This window comes from Sphingomonas pseudosanguinis, assembly GCF_014196255.1.
In the GTDB taxonomy this organism is placed as follows: domain Bacteria; phylum Pseudomonadota; class Alphaproteobacteria; order Sphingomonadales; family Sphingomonadaceae; genus Sphingomonas; species Sphingomonas pseudosanguinis.
Genome location: NZ_JACIDH010000001.1, coordinates 748739 through 763643, shown reverse-complemented (window position 1 = coordinate 763643; position 14905 = coordinate 748739). Strand labels below are relative to the sequence as shown.

The 14905-nt window shown below is 67.0% G+C and carries 21 protein-coding genes; 10 read left to right on the top strand and 11 right to left on the bottom strand.

Going from position 1 to position 14905, the window contains the following annotated elements; translation table 11 throughout:
* Window positions 1-78: 78 nt before the first annotated feature.
* Complete coding sequence (gmk, locus tag GGR48_RS03655) at window positions 79-738, top strand: guanylate kinase (protein ID WP_183950490.1); 660 nt, start codon at window positions 79-81, stop codon at window positions 736-738.
* A gap of 555 nt (window positions 739-1293) precedes the next feature.
* On the opposite strand, the gene GGR48_RS03650 is transcribed toward gmk, so the two are convergent.
* From GGR48_RS03650 to GGR48_RS17900, 4 genes are all read right to left on the bottom strand, one after another.
* Window positions 1294-1977 carry an ATP12 family chaperone protein gene (locus GGR48_RS03650; protein WP_183950489.1) on the bottom strand — a complete coding sequence of 228 codons (684 nt, stop codon included), beginning with the start codon at window positions 1975-1977 and terminating at the stop codon, window positions 1294-1296.
* Window positions 1974-2189 carry a hypothetical protein gene (locus GGR48_RS03645; protein WP_183950488.1) on the bottom strand — a complete coding sequence of 72 codons (216 nt, stop codon included), beginning with the start codon at window positions 2187-2189 and terminating at the stop codon, window positions 1974-1976. The genes GGR48_RS03650 and GGR48_RS03645 overlap by 4 nt, the downstream gene beginning before the upstream one ends.
* Window positions 2186-2851: an HAD-IA family hydrolase gene (locus GGR48_RS03640; protein ID WP_183950487.1), complete on the bottom strand. Its 666-nt coding sequence runs from the start codon at window positions 2849-2851 to the stop codon at window positions 2186-2188. The genes GGR48_RS03645 and GGR48_RS03640 overlap by 4 nt, the downstream gene beginning before the upstream one ends.
* 443 nt (window positions 2852-3294) lie before the next feature.
* Window positions 3295-3432, bottom strand: a complete 138-nt coding sequence (locus GGR48_RS17900) for a hypothetical protein (protein ID WP_206362564.1) — start codon at window positions 3430-3432, stop codon at window positions 3295-3297.
* On the opposite strand from GGR48_RS17900, the gene GGR48_RS03635 reads away from it, so the two are divergent.
* A complete protein-coding gene (locus GGR48_RS03635) occupies window positions 3377-3751 on the top strand; it encodes a glycine zipper 2TM domain-containing protein (protein ID WP_183950486.1) in 375 nt (124 codons plus the stop codon). The genes GGR48_RS17900 and GGR48_RS03635 overlap by 56 nt on opposite strands.
* Before the next feature lie 258 nt (window positions 3752-4009).
* Here the strand turns inward: GGR48_RS03635 and GGR48_RS03630 are convergent, their stop codons facing one another.
* From GGR48_RS03630 to GGR48_RS03620, 3 genes are all read right to left on the bottom strand, one after another.
* The gene (locus GGR48_RS03630; protein ID WP_183950485.1) at window positions 4010-5107 is read right to left on the bottom strand and encodes an RluA family pseudouridine synthase; all 1098 of its coding nucleotides are present in this window, start codon (window positions 5105-5107) and stop codon (window positions 4010-4012) included.
* Window positions 5104-5478, bottom strand: coding sequence for a fluoride efflux transporter CrcB (crcB, locus tag GGR48_RS03625; protein ID WP_183950484.1), 375 nt, complete (start codon window positions 5476-5478; stop codon window positions 5104-5106). Before crcB ends, GGR48_RS03630 begins: the two co-directional genes overlap by 4 nt.
* A gap of 64 nt (window positions 5479-5542) precedes the next feature.
* Window positions 5543-6277 (bottom strand): hypothetical protein, encoded by a 735-nt coding sequence (locus GGR48_RS03620; RefSeq protein ID WP_183950483.1) that lies wholly within the window; start codon window positions 6275-6277, stop codon window positions 5543-5545.
* Between the two features lie 133 nt (window positions 6278-6410).
* Between GGR48_RS03620 and GGR48_RS03615 the strand changes: the two genes are divergently transcribed.
* A complete protein-coding gene (locus GGR48_RS03615; protein ID WP_183950631.1) occupies window positions 6411-6632 on the top strand; it encodes a hypothetical protein in 222 nt (73 codons plus the stop codon).
* A 60-nt stretch (window positions 6633-6692) separates the two neighbouring features.
* Here the strand turns inward: GGR48_RS03615 and GGR48_RS03610 are convergent, their stop codons facing one another.
* Complete coding sequence (locus tag GGR48_RS03610; protein ID WP_183950482.1) at window positions 6693-7256, bottom strand: glycine zipper 2TM domain-containing protein; 564 nt, start codon at window positions 7254-7256, stop codon at window positions 6693-6695.
* Window positions 7257-7434: 178 nt separating this feature from the next.
* Complete coding sequence (locus tag GGR48_RS03605; protein ID WP_183950481.1) at window positions 7435-7743, bottom strand: glycine zipper 2TM domain-containing protein; 309 nt, start codon at window positions 7741-7743, stop codon at window positions 7435-7437.
* A gap of 147 nt (window positions 7744-7890) precedes the next feature.
* On the opposite strand from GGR48_RS03605, the gene GGR48_RS03600 reads away from it, so the two are divergent.
* A complete protein-coding gene (locus GGR48_RS03600; RefSeq protein ID WP_240456173.1) occupies window positions 7891-8532 on the top strand; it encodes a trimeric intracellular cation channel family protein in 642 nt (213 codons plus the stop codon).
* A 96-nt stretch (window positions 8533-8628) separates the two neighbouring features.
* Here GGR48_RS03600 and fumC read toward each other — a convergent pair whose 3' ends face one another.
* Window positions 8629-10020, bottom strand: coding sequence for a class II fumarate hydratase (gene fumC / locus GGR48_RS03595; RefSeq protein ID WP_183950480.1), 1392 nt, complete (start codon window positions 10018-10020; stop codon window positions 8629-8631).
* A 713-nt stretch (window positions 10021-10733) separates the two neighbouring features.
* Window positions 10734-11219 carry an SspB family protein gene (locus GGR48_RS03590; protein WP_183950479.1) on the bottom strand — a complete coding sequence of 162 codons (486 nt, stop codon included), beginning with the start codon at window positions 11217-11219 and terminating at the stop codon, window positions 10734-10736.
* Between the two features lie 71 nt (window positions 11220-11290).
* On the opposite strand from GGR48_RS03590, the gene hisB reads away from it, so the two are divergent.
* From hisB to GGR48_RS03560, 6 genes are all read left to right on the top strand, one after another.
* Entirely contained in the window at window positions 11291-11878 is a 588-nt protein-coding gene (hisB, locus tag GGR48_RS03585) for an imidazoleglycerol-phosphate dehydratase HisB (RefSeq protein WP_007406107.1), read from the top strand.
* Window positions 11875-12480 carry an imidazole glycerol phosphate synthase subunit HisH gene (gene hisH / locus GGR48_RS03580; RefSeq protein WP_183950478.1) on the top strand — a complete coding sequence of 202 codons (606 nt, stop codon included), beginning with the start codon at window positions 11875-11877 and terminating at the stop codon, window positions 12478-12480. The genes hisB and hisH overlap by 4 nt, the downstream gene beginning before the upstream one ends.
* Complete coding sequence (gene hisA / locus GGR48_RS03575; protein WP_183950477.1) at window positions 12477-13211, top strand: 1-(5-phosphoribosyl)-5-[(5-phosphoribosylamino)methylideneamino]imidazole-4-carboxamide isomerase; 735 nt, start codon at window positions 12477-12479, stop codon at window positions 13209-13211. The genes hisH and hisA overlap by 4 nt, the downstream gene beginning before the upstream one ends.
* Entirely contained in the window at window positions 13208-13969 is a 762-nt protein-coding gene (gene hisF / locus GGR48_RS03570; protein ID WP_183950476.1) for an imidazole glycerol phosphate synthase subunit HisF, read from the top strand. The genes hisA and hisF overlap by 4 nt, the downstream gene beginning before the upstream one ends.
* Before the next feature lie 417 nt (window positions 13970-14386).
* Window positions 14387-14542, top strand: coding sequence for a hypothetical protein (locus GGR48_RS03565; protein WP_183950475.1), 156 nt, complete (start codon window positions 14387-14389; stop codon window positions 14540-14542).
* Window positions 14543-14574: 32 nt separating this feature from the next.
* Window positions 14575-14889: a phosphoribosyl-ATP diphosphatase gene (locus GGR48_RS03560; protein ID WP_183950629.1), complete on the top strand. Its 315-nt coding sequence runs from the start codon at window positions 14575-14577 to the stop codon at window positions 14887-14889.
* Window positions 14890-14905: the final 16 nt, after the last annotated feature.

Here is a 14905-nt window from a genome sequence, read left to right as displayed (position 1 = left end):
CCACGACCGAACGGTCGATCTACCGCAGCGCGTCAAGCATGTCTTGACGCGCTGCAACTGCGTGCGTCAAAGGCAGGCATGCCCAACTCGCCCGCCCATTCCGACGATCCCCACAAGCTGAAGCGCCGCGGCATGTTGTTCGTGCTGTCCTCGCCATCGGGCGCGGGCAAGTCGACCATCGCGCGCAAGTTGCTGGCGGACGATTCCGGCCTGCAAATGTCGGTGTCGGCGACGACGCGCGGGATTCGCCCCGGCGAGGTCGAAGGCAAGGATTACCACTTCGTCGATCTCGAGGAATTTCGCCGCATGGTGGCGAATGACGAGTTCCTCGAATGGGCGCACGTCTTCGACAATCGCTACGGCACCCCGCGCGCGCAGGTCGAGGCGATGCTGGCCGCCGGCAAGGACGTGCTGTTCGACATCGACTGGCAGGGCGCGCAGCAGCTGTTCCAGATCGCGGGCGGCGACGTGGTGCGCGTCTTCATCTTTCCGCCGTCGATGGAGGAACTGCGCCAGCGGCTCGAGCGCCGCGCGACCGACTCGATCGAGGTGATCGACGCCCGCATGGCGCGCGCCACCAACGAGGTCAGCCACTGGGACGGGTACGACTATGTCCTGGTCAATGACGATGTCGAGCAATGCTTCCAGGGGGTGAAGACCATCCTCCAGGCCGAACGCCTGAAACGCTCGCGCCAGACCGGGTTGATCGGGTTCATCCGGAAGCTGACGACGAAGTAAGCGCTGGGCCGGTCGGGGGCGTCTGCGTCGACTTGGACGCGGACGGAGGATGGGAGATGGCCAACTTTATCAGAGGCCGCCACACATCCCCACCTCCGCTCAGGCTGAGCGTAGTCGAAGCCCAAGGGAAAGCCTGGCCGCGAGCGAAGCCTGTGCACTTCGACTTCGCTCAGTGCGAACGGAGGGCGGGAAAAGGCCAACAGTGCCAAGAGCCGCCGCACACCCCCACCCCCCATTCAGGCTGGGCGCAGTCGAAGCCCAAGGGAAAGCCTGGCCGCGAGCGAAGCCTGTGCACTTCGACTTCGCTCAGTGCGAACGAAGGGCGGGCAAAGGCCAACGGTGCCAAGAGCCGCCGCACACCCCCACCCCCGCTCAGGCTGAGCGTAGTCGAAGCCCAAGGGAAAGCCTGGCCGCGAGCGAATCCCGTGCACTTCGACTTCGCTCAGTGCAAACGGAGGGCGGGAAAAGGCCAACGGTGCCAAGAGCTGCCGCACACCCCCACCCCCGTTCAGGCTGAGCGCAGTCGAAGCCCACGCCCTGCCCCGGCCACCAACCTCACCCCAACGCCGCCAGAAACAGCACCGCCGCGTCGAACTCGCGTCGCTTGGCCTCGCGTGCTTCGATGGCGAGATAGTCCTCGCCCCACTCCTCGGCCTGGAAATCCTCGTCGACATGCGCCGCCGTCCAGACGGCATCGGCCGCCGCCGCGCTCTCGAGCAACGCCAGCGCGAGCACCAGCGAACCGGTGATCGTCACCACCGGCGACAAGGCGGCGAGCCGGAACGGATCGAGCGCGCCCACCGCCGCCGCCAGTCGCTCGACGGTCGCCCCGGGCTGGGGCCGGTGCATGATCCCGGTGACGAGCGTGAAATGCACATCATAGCGATCGCGCGCCCAGTCGAGCAGCGGGTCCCAGATCGCCACCTGCCGCGCCACCAGCTCGGGCGGCGAATCGGCGCGGTAGCAGAGCAGATCGGTCTCGGCATAGCGCGCCAGCCCGTCCGCGAACGGCGTGGGGTCGGCGGCGATCCGATCGATCGCGGCATTGGCCAGCCCGGTCAGCGGCATGGCGCGCGGGTCGACCGTCTCCGCCACGTCGCGCCATTCGCCCGCCACCGCCTCGGCCAGCGCCGCCGTCGGAAGCGCCAAGGGCGTGCGGCCGGGTGTCCGCACCGGCCGGTCGTCCAGTCGGACGACGCGATCGGCATCGATGGTGACGTTCGTCCAGAACCGCTTCATTTACCCCCACTCCGCCAGCGATGCGCCAGCCCCGCCGGTACGATCGCGATCATCGCCAGGGCCGACATGACGATCGCGACGCCCAGCACCTTGTGCGGCCAAGTCACACCGCGTGATACCAGCACCACGCCGAGCAGCGCCCCCGCCACCCCGATCAGGCGCACGCCCGCGATGATGAACCAGCGCCGCCGCGCCGGGTCGCGCCCGCTCATGGCCGCACCAGCAGCGCCGGGAGGTCGGCCACCTCCTGTGCGACGACATCGGCGCCCGCTCTCACCAGTTCGTGCACGTCATGATACCCCCAGGCGACACCGACCGCGAAGGCGCCCGCCGCCTTGCCCATCGCCATGTCGAAGCTCGTATCGCCGATCATCGCCACATCCCCGGCCGCGACCCCGCTTTCGGCCATGGCGGCCAGCACCATGGAGGGATCGGGCTTGGACGGATGGCGGTCGGCGGTTTGCAGCGTGATGAAATGATGCGCCAGCCCATGTTCGGCCAGCACGCGCGCCAGCCCGCGATCGGACTTGCCCGTTGCCACGCCCATCAGCCAGCCCTGCGCGGCCAGATGGTCGAGCAGCGCGGGGATACCGTCGAACAGCGGCTCCGGCTCCATCGCGCCTTCGGTGCGCAGGCGGAAAAAGGCCGCCTTGTAATCGCTCGCCAATTGCCGGTGCATATCCTCACCCAGCGTGGGTGCCAGGACCTGCATCGCCTCGACCAGGCTGAGGCCGACGATGCGGCGGATGGCCGGTGCAGGCGGCGGGGTCAGCCCGGCCATGGTGAACGCCTCCACCGCCGCGAGGCAGATATTGGCTTGGCTGTCGACGAGGGTGCCGTCGCAATCGAACAGTGCAAGGCGCGGTCGCGTCATCGCGCCCTCCTATCGCGCCCCGCCGGCCGGGGGAAGCGCGGGCGCACCATTCCGATCAGAGGCCGTGAAAGTTCACGCGCCGGAAACCGGCCTGCTGCATGCGATAGAGGATGCCACCGATGCAGCAATATGGAATGGACGCGCGTGCGGAGAGCATCCCCGTCTGGCGGCCATATTGCCTTCCCAATTTGGTCAGCACGGCATCATCGACCGGCCTTCCCTCGCGTTCCAGTAGCAAACGGCGGGATCGTCACGGACGGTAAATGCCGGCGGGACCGGCACCCGGTTGACGGCCAATGCCGCAGGCGTTGCCGTCAGCATGGCTGCCCATGCGACGGTGCGAAGGCCGTAAGGCAGCATCGACGGTGTCATCATGCCCCCCTAAGATGTCAGTGACCGAATATTTTGATGAATATTGGCTAACAACCACATTCAGCATCGCATCACACCGAATCGGGCAAAAGCTTCTCAACGACGACGGGAATCATCCCGCCGCCGCCGGATTGAAGATCAAGGGAGATGACGATGTTCAAGAAGCTCTCGCTCGCTGCAGCCGCCCTTGCCGTCGGCGCGACGGCCATGGTTCCGACCGCCGCCTCGGCGCAGCGTTACTATGGCGACCGTTATGAGCGCGCGTATGGCGACGCCTATTATGACGGTTACAACCGTGGCCCGCGTTACGAGCGCCGCTATTACGATAATCGCGGCTATGCGCGCGGCCCGCAGCGTTGCAACAACGGCACCACGGGCACGATCGTCGGCGCGATCGCCGGTGGCCTGTTGGGCCGTACGATCGACAGCCGGGGTGACCGTACCCTCGGCACGATCCTGGGCGGTGGCGCCGGTGCGCTGGCCGGTCATGCGATCGAGAAGTCGAACAACCCCGGCTATTGCCGCTGATAACCGGGCGTGAGGGGCTTCGGCCCCTCCGTCAGACAACAGCCCCGCTGGCCCTTGGGCCAGCGGGGTTTGTCATACCCGCCGCGTTCACCCTGCCCATTCATCATCCCATCCCGCCGTTCGCGCTGAGCGAAGTCGAAGCGCATGGGATTCGCTTGCGGACGGGGCGCTGCGTTGGCTTCGACTACGCTCAGCCTGAACGAGGTTTCGGGGCAATGTTCGGGGCGGTGGCGGTCGCGAGCGCTGGGCGCACGGCTGTTACTGCCGCGCCCCCCGACCCCGCCGTTCGCCGCGCCGTTCCTTGCGATACTGTTTGGCATGCGCCTTGGCGCGCTGCTTCAGCACGTCCTTGGGCGGCGGGCCGCGATCCTCGTCCTGGGGCAGGACGTCGCCGCGAATCTCGTCGAAGCCCAGTTGGTTCATCGATTCGGCGAAATGACTGGGCAGCTCGGCGGTCTGGTCGATGCGCCCGCCATCGGGATGGTCGACGCGGATGCGGCGCGCGTGCAGATGCATCTTGCGGCTGATCCCGCCGGTCAGGAACGCCGCCGCGCCGCCATATTTGCCGTCGCCGACGATCGGGTGGCCGATCGCTGCCATGTGCACGCGCAGCTGATGCGTGCGCCCCGTGAACGGCTGCAACTCGACCCAGCAACAGCGATTGCCCGCCCGCTCGATCACACGGTAGCGCGAGCGTGCCGCCTGGCCATTCTCCTCGTCGACATGCATCTTTTCACCGCCGGTGCCGGGCTGCTTGGCGATGGGCAATTCGATCGTACCGTCCTCGATCGAGGGCACGCCGACGACCAGCGCCCAGTAGATCTTCTTGGCGGTGCGCCCCGAAAACGCCTTGGCGAAGAAGGCCGCCGACCGCGCGTTGCGCGCGACCAGCAGCGCGCCCGACGTGTCCTTGTCCAACCGGTGGACCAGCTTGGGCCGCCCCTCCGCCTCGAACTGCAGCGCGTCGAGCAGGCCGTCGACATGGGTGGTCGTCTTCGTCCCGCCCTGCGTCGCCAAACCCGGCGGCTTGTTCAGGACCAGCGCGTCGCGATCCTTGTGGATCACCATTTCGCGCGCGAACGATTCCTCATCCTCGGACAGGATATGGCGCGGGCGCGTCGTCGGCTTGGCGCTCTCGGCCAGCGCGGGCTCGGCCGGGGGTACGCGCAGCACCTGGCCGGCCGTGATGCGGTCGCCCGGCGTCGCGCGCGCGCCGTCGACGCGCAGCTGGCCGGTCCGCGCCCATTTGGCGACGGTGGTGAAGCTGGTGTCGGGCAGATGGCGCTTGAACCAGCGGTCCAGCCGGATGCCGTCATCGTCGTAACCGACCGTGAATTGGCGGACCGAGTCCGTCATGCCATAATCCTTGTAACCCAAAGCCCGGCCCACAGTGTGGCCAGCGAACCCAATAGCGACAGCGCGACATAACCGAGCGCGATTCCCGTCTGTCCGCGTTCGATCAATGTGATGGTGTCGAGCGAAAAGGACGAGAAGGTGGTGTACCCACCCAGAATCCCGACGCCGATGAACAGCCGCCACCCCTCCGATGCGCCCGTGCGTGCCAGCACCCCGGCCAGGATACCCATAAACAGGCATCCCACCCAGTTGACGGTCAGCGTTCCGTAAGGAAAAGCCGGACCGAGCGTGTCGGACATGACCCGCCCCGTCAGATATCGCCCACCCGATCCCAGCGCGCCGCCCAGCATCACGAGAAGAAGCGGAGACATAACCGCCCTCCCCTAGCGCAATGCCGGCTTTCGCGCAAAGAATGGTTGCACGCGCCCCGCCGGCTCAGCCGCCCTTGACGATCAGGTCGACATCGGTGCCGCCATCGGCGCGCGCGGTGGTATAGACGATATAGGCCGCCGCGCCCCTGGTACCGCCCAGCACATGCAGCGCCCCGTCGCGCTTGTGCTCGGCGTTATAGCCGGCGGCGGTGGCGCGGGTGAAATAATAGTCGACGACCTTGTCGACGCCGCCGCCCGCGCGGAAGCTGACGATTCGCAAGCCGCAGCCATTGGCGTCATTGCCCGCCGCCTCGCTCACCCGGCCGCCGGGATAGATCGCAAAAGACGCCGGCAGTCGCGCGGCCCACCCCGCCGAGTAGCCGAGCCCGGCCAGGCACGGGCCATTGCCCGCCTGCTGCCCGGCCAGCGCCGCCAGGGTCAGCGCCTTGCCCGAGGCGCGACATTCGGGACAATCCTCCACAGCCTTCGGCGCGGATTTCAACGTGCGCGGGTCGACCGGATCGCCCGGCGGCGGCAGGACAGGCACCTGATCGCTGTCCGGCCGGTTGGGCGGGCGCACCGCATTGGAGTTGGACGTCTGGGTCAGGCCCGGATCGACCATGATCTGCCCGGCCAGCGCCTCGGCCAGTTGCGGGTCCTGCGCCGGCCGCGCCTCGTTCATCGCCGCCAGTTCATTGTCGAGCGCGTTCAGCTGCGCATCGTCATCGGTCTTGGCACCACAACCGGCCAGCAGCAGGGCGGTGAGCGGGACCAGGATTCGCAAGGACAGGACCGTCATGCCGCCCCCTTAGCATGCGCCGATCATCCGATCGTTAATGGGGTCGATCCGATGTGCATCGGATTATGTCCCGCACCGGGATAGCGGTGTGGCATGCTTGTATATCGCGTTCGGCGCCGCCATCTTGAGCCCCATGCTGAATCTGTTCTCGATCGTCATCGGCGTCGTCGCGCTTCTGCTCGGCATCGTGCCGTTCCTGCCCTTCTTCGCCTGGGGCTATTGGTTCGTCATTCCGATCGCCATCGTCGGGGCGGCGGTGGGCGCGCTGTCGTCGCGCAATGGCGGACGCAACCTCAACCTGATCCTCATCCTGATCTTCGGCCTGCGCCTGATGCTGGGCGGCGGCCTGATCTGAACGTGAAACGGCCCGGCATGCGAACATGCCGGGCCGTCGTCATTCCGAAGCCTGTCGGGCTTAGCGGCAGCGGACCTGACCGCGATCGATCTGCTGGCCCAGCAGCGCGCCGCCGCCGGCGCCGATGACCGTGCCGAGCAGACGCGAACCCCCGCCCGCGATCACATTGCCCAGCGCACCGCCGGCGAGACCACCGACCACCAGACCGGTCGTGCCGTCATTGCGGCGGCAATAGAAGCGGCCGTTCATGCCGCGATAGATGCGGTCGTTCCGGCCGAGCGCGCGCGGCTGGTAATAGCGGCCGTCGCGATAATAGCGCTCGGGATAGTATCCGCGCTGGCCCGGCTCGAACCGGTTATAGTCGTAGTTGCGCCAGCGGACGTTGCGCATGTCGCGGCGATAGTCCTGGCGCGCATCGCGAATATCCTCACGATACTCCCGGCGCGCCTCGCGAATGTCGCGGCGCGAGTCGGCGTTGCGGACGTCGCGGCGATAGTCGCGGCGGGCGTCGCGAACCTCGTTCTGATATTCGCGGCGGGCTTCCCAGCCATTGCTCTGGGCCGCCGCCGGCACGGCGGTAAAAGTCATTGCGGCCAGCGTGGCCGAAAGAATTGCGATACGCATGACGATACTCCCGTCTTTCAAAGATGCGGGTTCAACGCCTTGTCTGCGGGAGTCGTTTCGTTAACTGAAAACTACCTTTCGTTCATGGATGGGACATCAGTAACGGCAGGAACGACACAAGAAAAAGGGCGCCACCCGAAGGTGACGCCCCTTTGGCTTTCCGAATGGAAGGCCGCGATCAGCGGCAGCGACGATTGCTCGTGCCGCGCTCGACCTCACGACCGGCCAGCGCGCCGACGGCGGCACCGCCCAGCGTGCCCAGCGTGCGGTCGCCGCGCGTGTCGATCGTACGACCCAGCAGCGCACCGGCGACGCCACCCACGACCAGACCGGTCGTGCCATCGGGCTTGCGGCAGCGGACGCGGCCGCGATCGTCGCGCCACTCGCGATACTTGTACCGGCGCTGCGCATCGGCGGCAGTGACCGGCACGAGCATCGAGGGGACGACCATGGCGGTGCAACCCAGCGCGAGCATCAATTTCCGCATGACAATCTTCCTTTCAAACATGATCTGATGCCGTAACGTTCGCATCCTACTGTCCGTTGCATGAACCAAACATAACGTGCCGTTCATCGAAGGGCATCGTTGCGACGGCCTTTCCCCCCGCCCGTCCCCGCCCTAAGACCGGGGGCGATGCTGCCCGAACCCACCGCCATGTTGCCCGCCGCGATGCCTTGGCTCGACCTCGCCGGGCTGGCGGTGTTCGCCGTGTCGGGCGCGCTGGTCGCCGCCAAGCATCGCCAGACGATGGTGACCCTGGTCTTCTTCGCGCTGATCACCGGAGTCGGCGGGGGTACGCTGCGCGATCTGCTGATCGATGCGCCGGTCTTCTGGGTGCATGATGCCCGCGTGCCGGTGGTGTGCCTCGCCGCCGCCGTCGCGGTCTGGGCCACACCCGAGCGATGGTGGCGTGGCAGCGCGCTCGACTGGTTCGACGCGGTGGGACTGGCCGCCTATGCCGTGTACGGCGCGGCCAAGGCGAGCGGCTATGGCATCACGCCGATCCCGGCGGCGATGCTGGGCGTGGTGTCGGCCTGTGTCGGTGGCATCATCCGCGACGTGATCGCGGGCGAGCCGTCGATCCTGATGCGCCCCGAACTCTATGTCACTGCCGCCGCGCTCGCCTCGACCAGCTATGTGATCCTGACCGCGCTCGGCGTGCCGTTGGCGGGCCCGATCGCGGCGCTGGCCGGATTTCTGCTGCGCGGGGCGGCGATCCATTACCGGATCGCCCTGCCCGCCTATCCGGCCAGGGGGCTTGAGGAGCGCGGATAGGGTTTCGTGTGGCCTTCGACTACGCTCAGGCTGAACGGAGGTAACACCCTGAAATCCGTTCAGGCTGAGCGAAGTCGAAGCCCAAGGGAATCCCCCTCACCGTCCCAGCATTAACTCCGGCCGCACCACCCGGTCGAAGGTCGCCTCGTCGACCAGCCCCAGCTCCAGCCCGGCCTCCTTCAACGTCTGGCCCTGCTGATGCGCATGCTTGGCGATCTTGGCGGCATTGTCATAACCGATCTCCGGCGCCAGCGCGGTCACGAGCATCAGCGAGCGGTCGAGCAGTTCGGTGATCCGGTCGCGATTGACCATTATCCCCTCGACCGTGCGCTCGGCGAAACTCTCCATCCCGACCGACAGCAGATGGATCGAGCGCAGCACGTTGGCGCCGATCAGCGGCTTGAAGACGTTCAGCTCCAGATGCCCCTGCAAGCCGCCCACCGTCACGGCGGCATTGTTGCCGATCACCTGCGCGGCGACCATGGTCAGCATCTCGCACTGGGTCGGGTTGACCTTGCCCGGCATGATCGAGCTGCCCGGCTCGTTGGCGGGCAGTTCCAGCTCGCCCAGCCCCGAACGCGGGCCAGAGCCGAGCAAGCGGATGTCATTGGCGATCTTGGTGAGCGCCACCGCCAGCACGTTCAAGGTGCCATGCAGGTCGACCAGCCCGTCATTGCTCGCCAGCGCCTCGAACTTGTTGGGCGCGGTCACGAAGTCAATGCCGGTCGCCTCGGCGATCTCGGCGGCGATCGCCTCGGCAAAGCCGTTCGGTGCGTTCAGCCCGGTGCCGACCGCCGTGCCCCCTTGCGCTAGCGGCAGGATATTGCGGTGGAGTGTCCCCTCGATCCGGTCGCGGGCATTGGCGAGTTGCTGGACATAGCCCGAAAATTCCTGGCCCAGCGTCAGCGGCGTCGCATCCTGCAAATGGGTGCGGCCGATCTTGACGATGTCGTCCCACGCCTTCGCCTTGGCATCGAGCGCGGTGTGGAGCCGGTCGAGCGCGGGGAAGAGTTGCCGCGTCACCGCGATGGCGGCGGCGACATGGAGAGCGGTCGGGAAGGTGTCGTTGGAGGACTGGCCCCGGTTCACATCGTCATTGGGATGGACCGGCGACTTGCCGCCGCGCGTGCCAGTCAGCATCTCGTTGGCGCGGCCGGCGATCACCTCATTGGCGTTCATGTTGGACTGGGTGCCCGAGCCGGTCTGCCAGATGACCAGCGGAAACTGATCGTCATGCCGCCCGTCGATCACCTCCTGTGCCGCCGCCTCGATCGCATCGGCCTTGTCCGCCGTCAGGCCATGGCCGCGATTGATTCGCGCGGCCGCCTTTTTGACGATGGCCAGCGCATGGACGATGCCGACCGGCATCGTCTCCCGCTCGCCAAAGGGAAAATTCTCGAGACTGCGTTCGGTCTGCGCGCCCCAATAGGCGTCGGCGGGAACCTCGATCGGGCCGATCGAGTCGGTTTCAGTGCGGGTCTGGGTCATGATGGAGGGACTCACCGGGGGCGGATGGGTTCCCCGATCCGGCCACGCCAATCATGCTCGATAGATGCCGCCACCCCGGCGAAGGCCGGGGTTCAGTCACCGTGTGCTATCGATAGCGTGGGAGTTTGCTTCCCCCGCAATGGCTCGCACAGCTTCTACCTGGCGGAGCCTGGGCCCCGGCCTTCGCCGGGGAAGAGGATTTTGGTTCGCGCGGAGGCGCAGAGAACGCGGAGGGGGGCTCGCTTCGTGGCCGTCTACGGCTTTGCCCCATCTGCCGGTGGTGAACAGGATTCGCCGGCGAAGCGCAGGGCATCTCTGCGTCCTCTGCGCCTCTGCGCGAAATCATTTCTTCCGCTCGATTCGGTTTTGGTGGGGGCCCGGGTAATGATCAGGGGACTCAATCGGAAGCGGATGGATTTTCGATCCAGCTACGCCCATCCCGCCACCCCGGCGCAGGCCAGGGTTCAGTTACCGTGCGCTATCGATAGCGCGGGAGTTGGCCTCCCCCGCAATGGCTCGCACACCTTCCGCCTGGTGGAGCCTGGGCCCCACCTTCGCTGGGGAAGAGGATTTTGGTTCGCGCAGAGGCGCGGAGAATGCGGAGGGGGTTCGCTTTATGGCCGTCTACGGCCTTGCCCCATCCGCCGGCAGCAAACAGGCTTCGCTGGCGAGGCGCGGGACATCTTCTGCGTCCTCCGCACCTCTGCGCGACATCATTTCTTCCGCTTGAAATCCACCGCGACGACGTTGCTGCCGTCCTCGACCGGCTTGGCGACCGGCTCGTCATTCTCGGCCGAGTCGTGCGGATCGGGATCGCCCTGGGGATCGTCGGCGACGTGGAAGCCCAGTTCGAACTGCACTTCCGGGTCGTGGAAGCGCGTGATCGCCGAATAGGGAATCACCAGCTTGGAGGGCACCTGGTTGAAGCTGAGCCCCACCGAGAAGCGATTCTCGTCCACCGTCAGGTCCCAGAAGCGATTCTGCAGGACGATCGTCATCTCGTCCGGGAACCGCTCCATCAGCCGCTGCGGGATGTCGACGCCGGGTGCCTGCGTCTTGAAGGTGATGTAGAAATGGTGCGTGCCGGGCAGATGCCCCGTCTCCGCCACCGGGCCGAGTACACGCCCCACCACGGCGCGCAGGGCCTCCTGCACGATGTCGTCATAGGGGATGAGGCTGTCGGGCAATCCTTCGGTCATGGCCCATGGACTAGCGGCCTTTGATCGCGGGTCAAGATTGCATAGGACGGATAGGTGTTTATGGGGAGGCCATGCGCACCGCCACCGTCCACCGCGCCACCGCGGAAACCGTCATCGACGTCACCGTCAATCTCGACGGCACCGGCGTCTATCAGAACGCCACCGGCATCGGCTTTCTCGATCACATGCTCGACCAGCTGTCGCGGCATTCGCTGATCGATCTGTCGGTCAAGGTCGAGGGCGACCTGCATATCGACGGCCACCACACGACCGAAGACAGCGCGCTGGCGATCGGACAGGCCTTTGCCAAGGCGCTGGGCGACAAGCGCGGCATCTATCGCTACGGCGAGGCGCTTTCGCCGATGGACGAAGTGCTGACCCGCACCGCGCTCGACATTTCGGGCCGCCCCTGGCTGGTGTGGAAGGTGCCGTTCACCAATCCGATGTTGGGCACGCTCCAGACCGAGATGATCGAGCACTGGTTCCACAGCTTCGCACAGGAAGCGGGCATCACGCTCCATGTCGAGCTGCTGCACGGCCACAACAACCACCACATCGCCGAGAGCATCTTCAAGGGGCTCGCTCGCGCGCTGCGGATGGCGGTGGAGATCGACCCGCGCAAGGCCGACGCCATCCCCTCGACCAAGGGCATGCTGTGACGCTGGCGCTGATCGATATCGAGTCGGGCAATCTCCACTCGGTCGACAATGCCCTGTGCGCGGCGGGGGCGAGCGATGTGGTCATCACCGCCGATCCGGATGTCATTGCTAAGGCCGACCGGATCGTGTTGCCGGGCGTCGGGGCATTCGGAGCGTGTGCCGCGAACCTGCGGAGCGTCGACGGGCTGGAGGAGGCGCTCCGCGACGCCGCCCTCACCCGCGCGCGGCCGTTCCTGGGCATTTGCGTGGGCATGCAGTTGCTCGCGGACGCCAGCGACGAGATGGGCGAGCATCGCGGGCTGGGCTGGATTTCCGGCCGCGTGACGCGACTCATCCCCTCCGATCCGACCGCGAAGGTGCCCCATATGGGCTGGAACGATGTCCGCCCGACTCGCGAGCATCCGCTGATCGTGCCGGGCGAGGCCTATTTCCTGCACAGCTATGCCTTTAGCGGCGAGCATGTGCTGGCGACCACCGATCACGCCGGTCCCGTCACCGCCGCGATCGGCCGCGACACCGTGGTCGGCGCGCAATTCCATCCCGAGAAGAGCCAGCGCTATGGCCTCTCCTTCCTCACCCGTTTCCTGGAGTGGCATCCGTGAGCCTCATCGTCTTCCCCGCCATCGACCTGAAGGGCGGCCAGGTCGTCCGCCTGGCCGAGGGCGATATGGACCGCGCGACCGTCTATGGTGACGATCCCACCCATCAGGCGATGCTCTTCGCCGACGCGGGCGCGCAGCATCTGCATGTCGTCGACCTCGACGGCGCCTTTGCCGGCGAATCGGTCAATGGCGAGGCGGTGCAGGCGATCGTCAAAGCCTTTCCCGGCCATGTCCAGTTGGGCGGCGGCATCCGTAACCCTGAGAATGTCGAGCGCTGGTTCGACCTGGGCGTGTCGCGCGTCGTGATCGGCACCGCGGCGCTGGAGAATCCCGACTTCGTGCGTGACATGGCCAAGGCCTATCCCGGCGGCATCGTCGTCGCGGTCGATGCCAAGGACGGCATGGTTGCGACGCGCGGCTGGGCGGATGTGTCGACCGTCTCGGTCGAGGATCTGGCGCGCCGGTTCGAGGATGCGGGCGTCGCCTCGCTGCTGTTCACCGATGTGGGCCGCGACGGGATGCTGAAGGGTTGCAACGTGCCCGCAACGGTCGACCTCGCCCGCGCGGTACGGATTCCGGTCATCGCCAGCGGCGGGGTGGCGGGGATCGGCGACATCCATATGCTGGCCGTCCATCACAAGGATGGGGTCGAGGGCGTCATCACCGGCCGGGCGCTCTATGACGGGCGGCTCGATCTGGCGGCGGCCCTGTCGGTGGCCGCAGCCGCATGACCGTCCGCGCGCGCGTCATCCCCTGTCTCGACGTTGCCAACGGTCGGGTGGTCAAGGGCGTCAACTTCGTCGACCTGATCGATGCGGGCGATCCGGTCGAGCAGGCGCGCGCCTATGACGCGGCAGGCGCGGACGAACTCTGCTTCCTCGACATCACTGCCAGCCATGAGGCGCGCGGCACCATCCTGGACGTCGTACGGCGGACGGCGGCGGTGTGCTTCATGCCGCTGACCGTGGGTGGCGGGGTGCGCACGGCGGAGGATGCACGCGCGCTCCTGTTGGCGGGGGCGGACAAGGTGGCGGTCAACTCCGCCGCCGTCAGCCGCCCGGAGGTCGTCTCCGACATCGCCGAGCGATTCGGCAGCCAGTGCTGCGTCGCCAGCGTGGACGCGCGGCGGACGGCGACCGGCTGGGAGGTGTTCACCCATGGCGGGCGCCGCGCTACGGGCATCGATGCGGTCGAACATGCGCTGCGGCTGGCGGAGTTGGGCGCGGGCGAGCTGCTGGTCACCTCGATGGACCGGGACGGGACGCGTGGCGGATACGACCTCGACCTGATCCGCACCATCGCCGACCGGACCAGCGTGCCGGTGGTGGCCAGCGGCGGCGTCGGCGGGCTGGACGACTTGGTCGCGGGGGTGCGTGACGGTCACGCCTCGGCGGTGCTGGCGGCGTCGATCTTCCACTTCGGCGATGCGTCGATTGCCGATGCGCATCGGGCGCTCGCGGCGGCGGGGGTGCCGGTTCGGGCGCATTGATGTTCGCGCAAGGACGCGAAGACGCGAAGATTTTTGGTTCGCGCGGAGGCGCGGAGAGGGTGGTTGCGGGGTTGGCGATGGACCTTCCACACTGACGTGAAACGTCTTCCGCTCGCCACCTGAACCCCTCCTCCGTTCACGCTGAGCGAAGTCGAAGCGCACGCCCAGCGCTCTGCCCAGCGGCGCGGTTATCCCTTGGCCTTCGACTTCGCTCAGGCTGAACGGAGTGTGGGGAGCTTGCCCCGTCGATCGGGAGACACGCACCCGGTCAGATGTGCAGGCCACCGCCCGCCGAACAACCAGACCCTCCGCGTCTCCGCGCCTCCGCGCGCACCAAAAATCTTCGCGTCCTCGCGTCTTCGCGTGAACAAAAATCCCCCGGATGACCCCCGCCCGCCACCCTGCTAAAACACCCCCATGCCCCTCGCCTCCCTGACCACCGCCGCCGCGCATAGCGGAGTGCCCAAGCCGCGAAGCCATCCCGAATGGTCCGACATCGGCCTGTTCGTCTTCGCGATCGGTGCGATCTGGCTGCTGCGCCACCTGATGCGCCGCCGCAATCGCAAGGATTGACGCGGGCGCCCCGCCGCGCCACCCACGCCGCCATGGACATGCTCGACCGCCTCGAAGCCACGATCCGCGCCCGCCGCGACGAAGGCGACGCCGCCACCTCCTATGCCGCGAGCCTCTTCGCCAAGGGGCGGCCCAAGATCGCGCAGAAGCTGGGCGAGGAAGCGGTCGAGACCGTCATCGCCGCCATGGCGCAGCCCGACAAGATCGTGTCCGAGGCCGCCGACCTGATGTTCCACCTGATCGTGCTGCTGGCCGATACCGGCCACACGCTGGACGATGTCCGCGCCGAACTGGCACGGCGCGAGGGCGTGTCGGGGCATGACGAAAAGGCCGCGCGGCCCCGTTAATCCCACGGAGAATTTC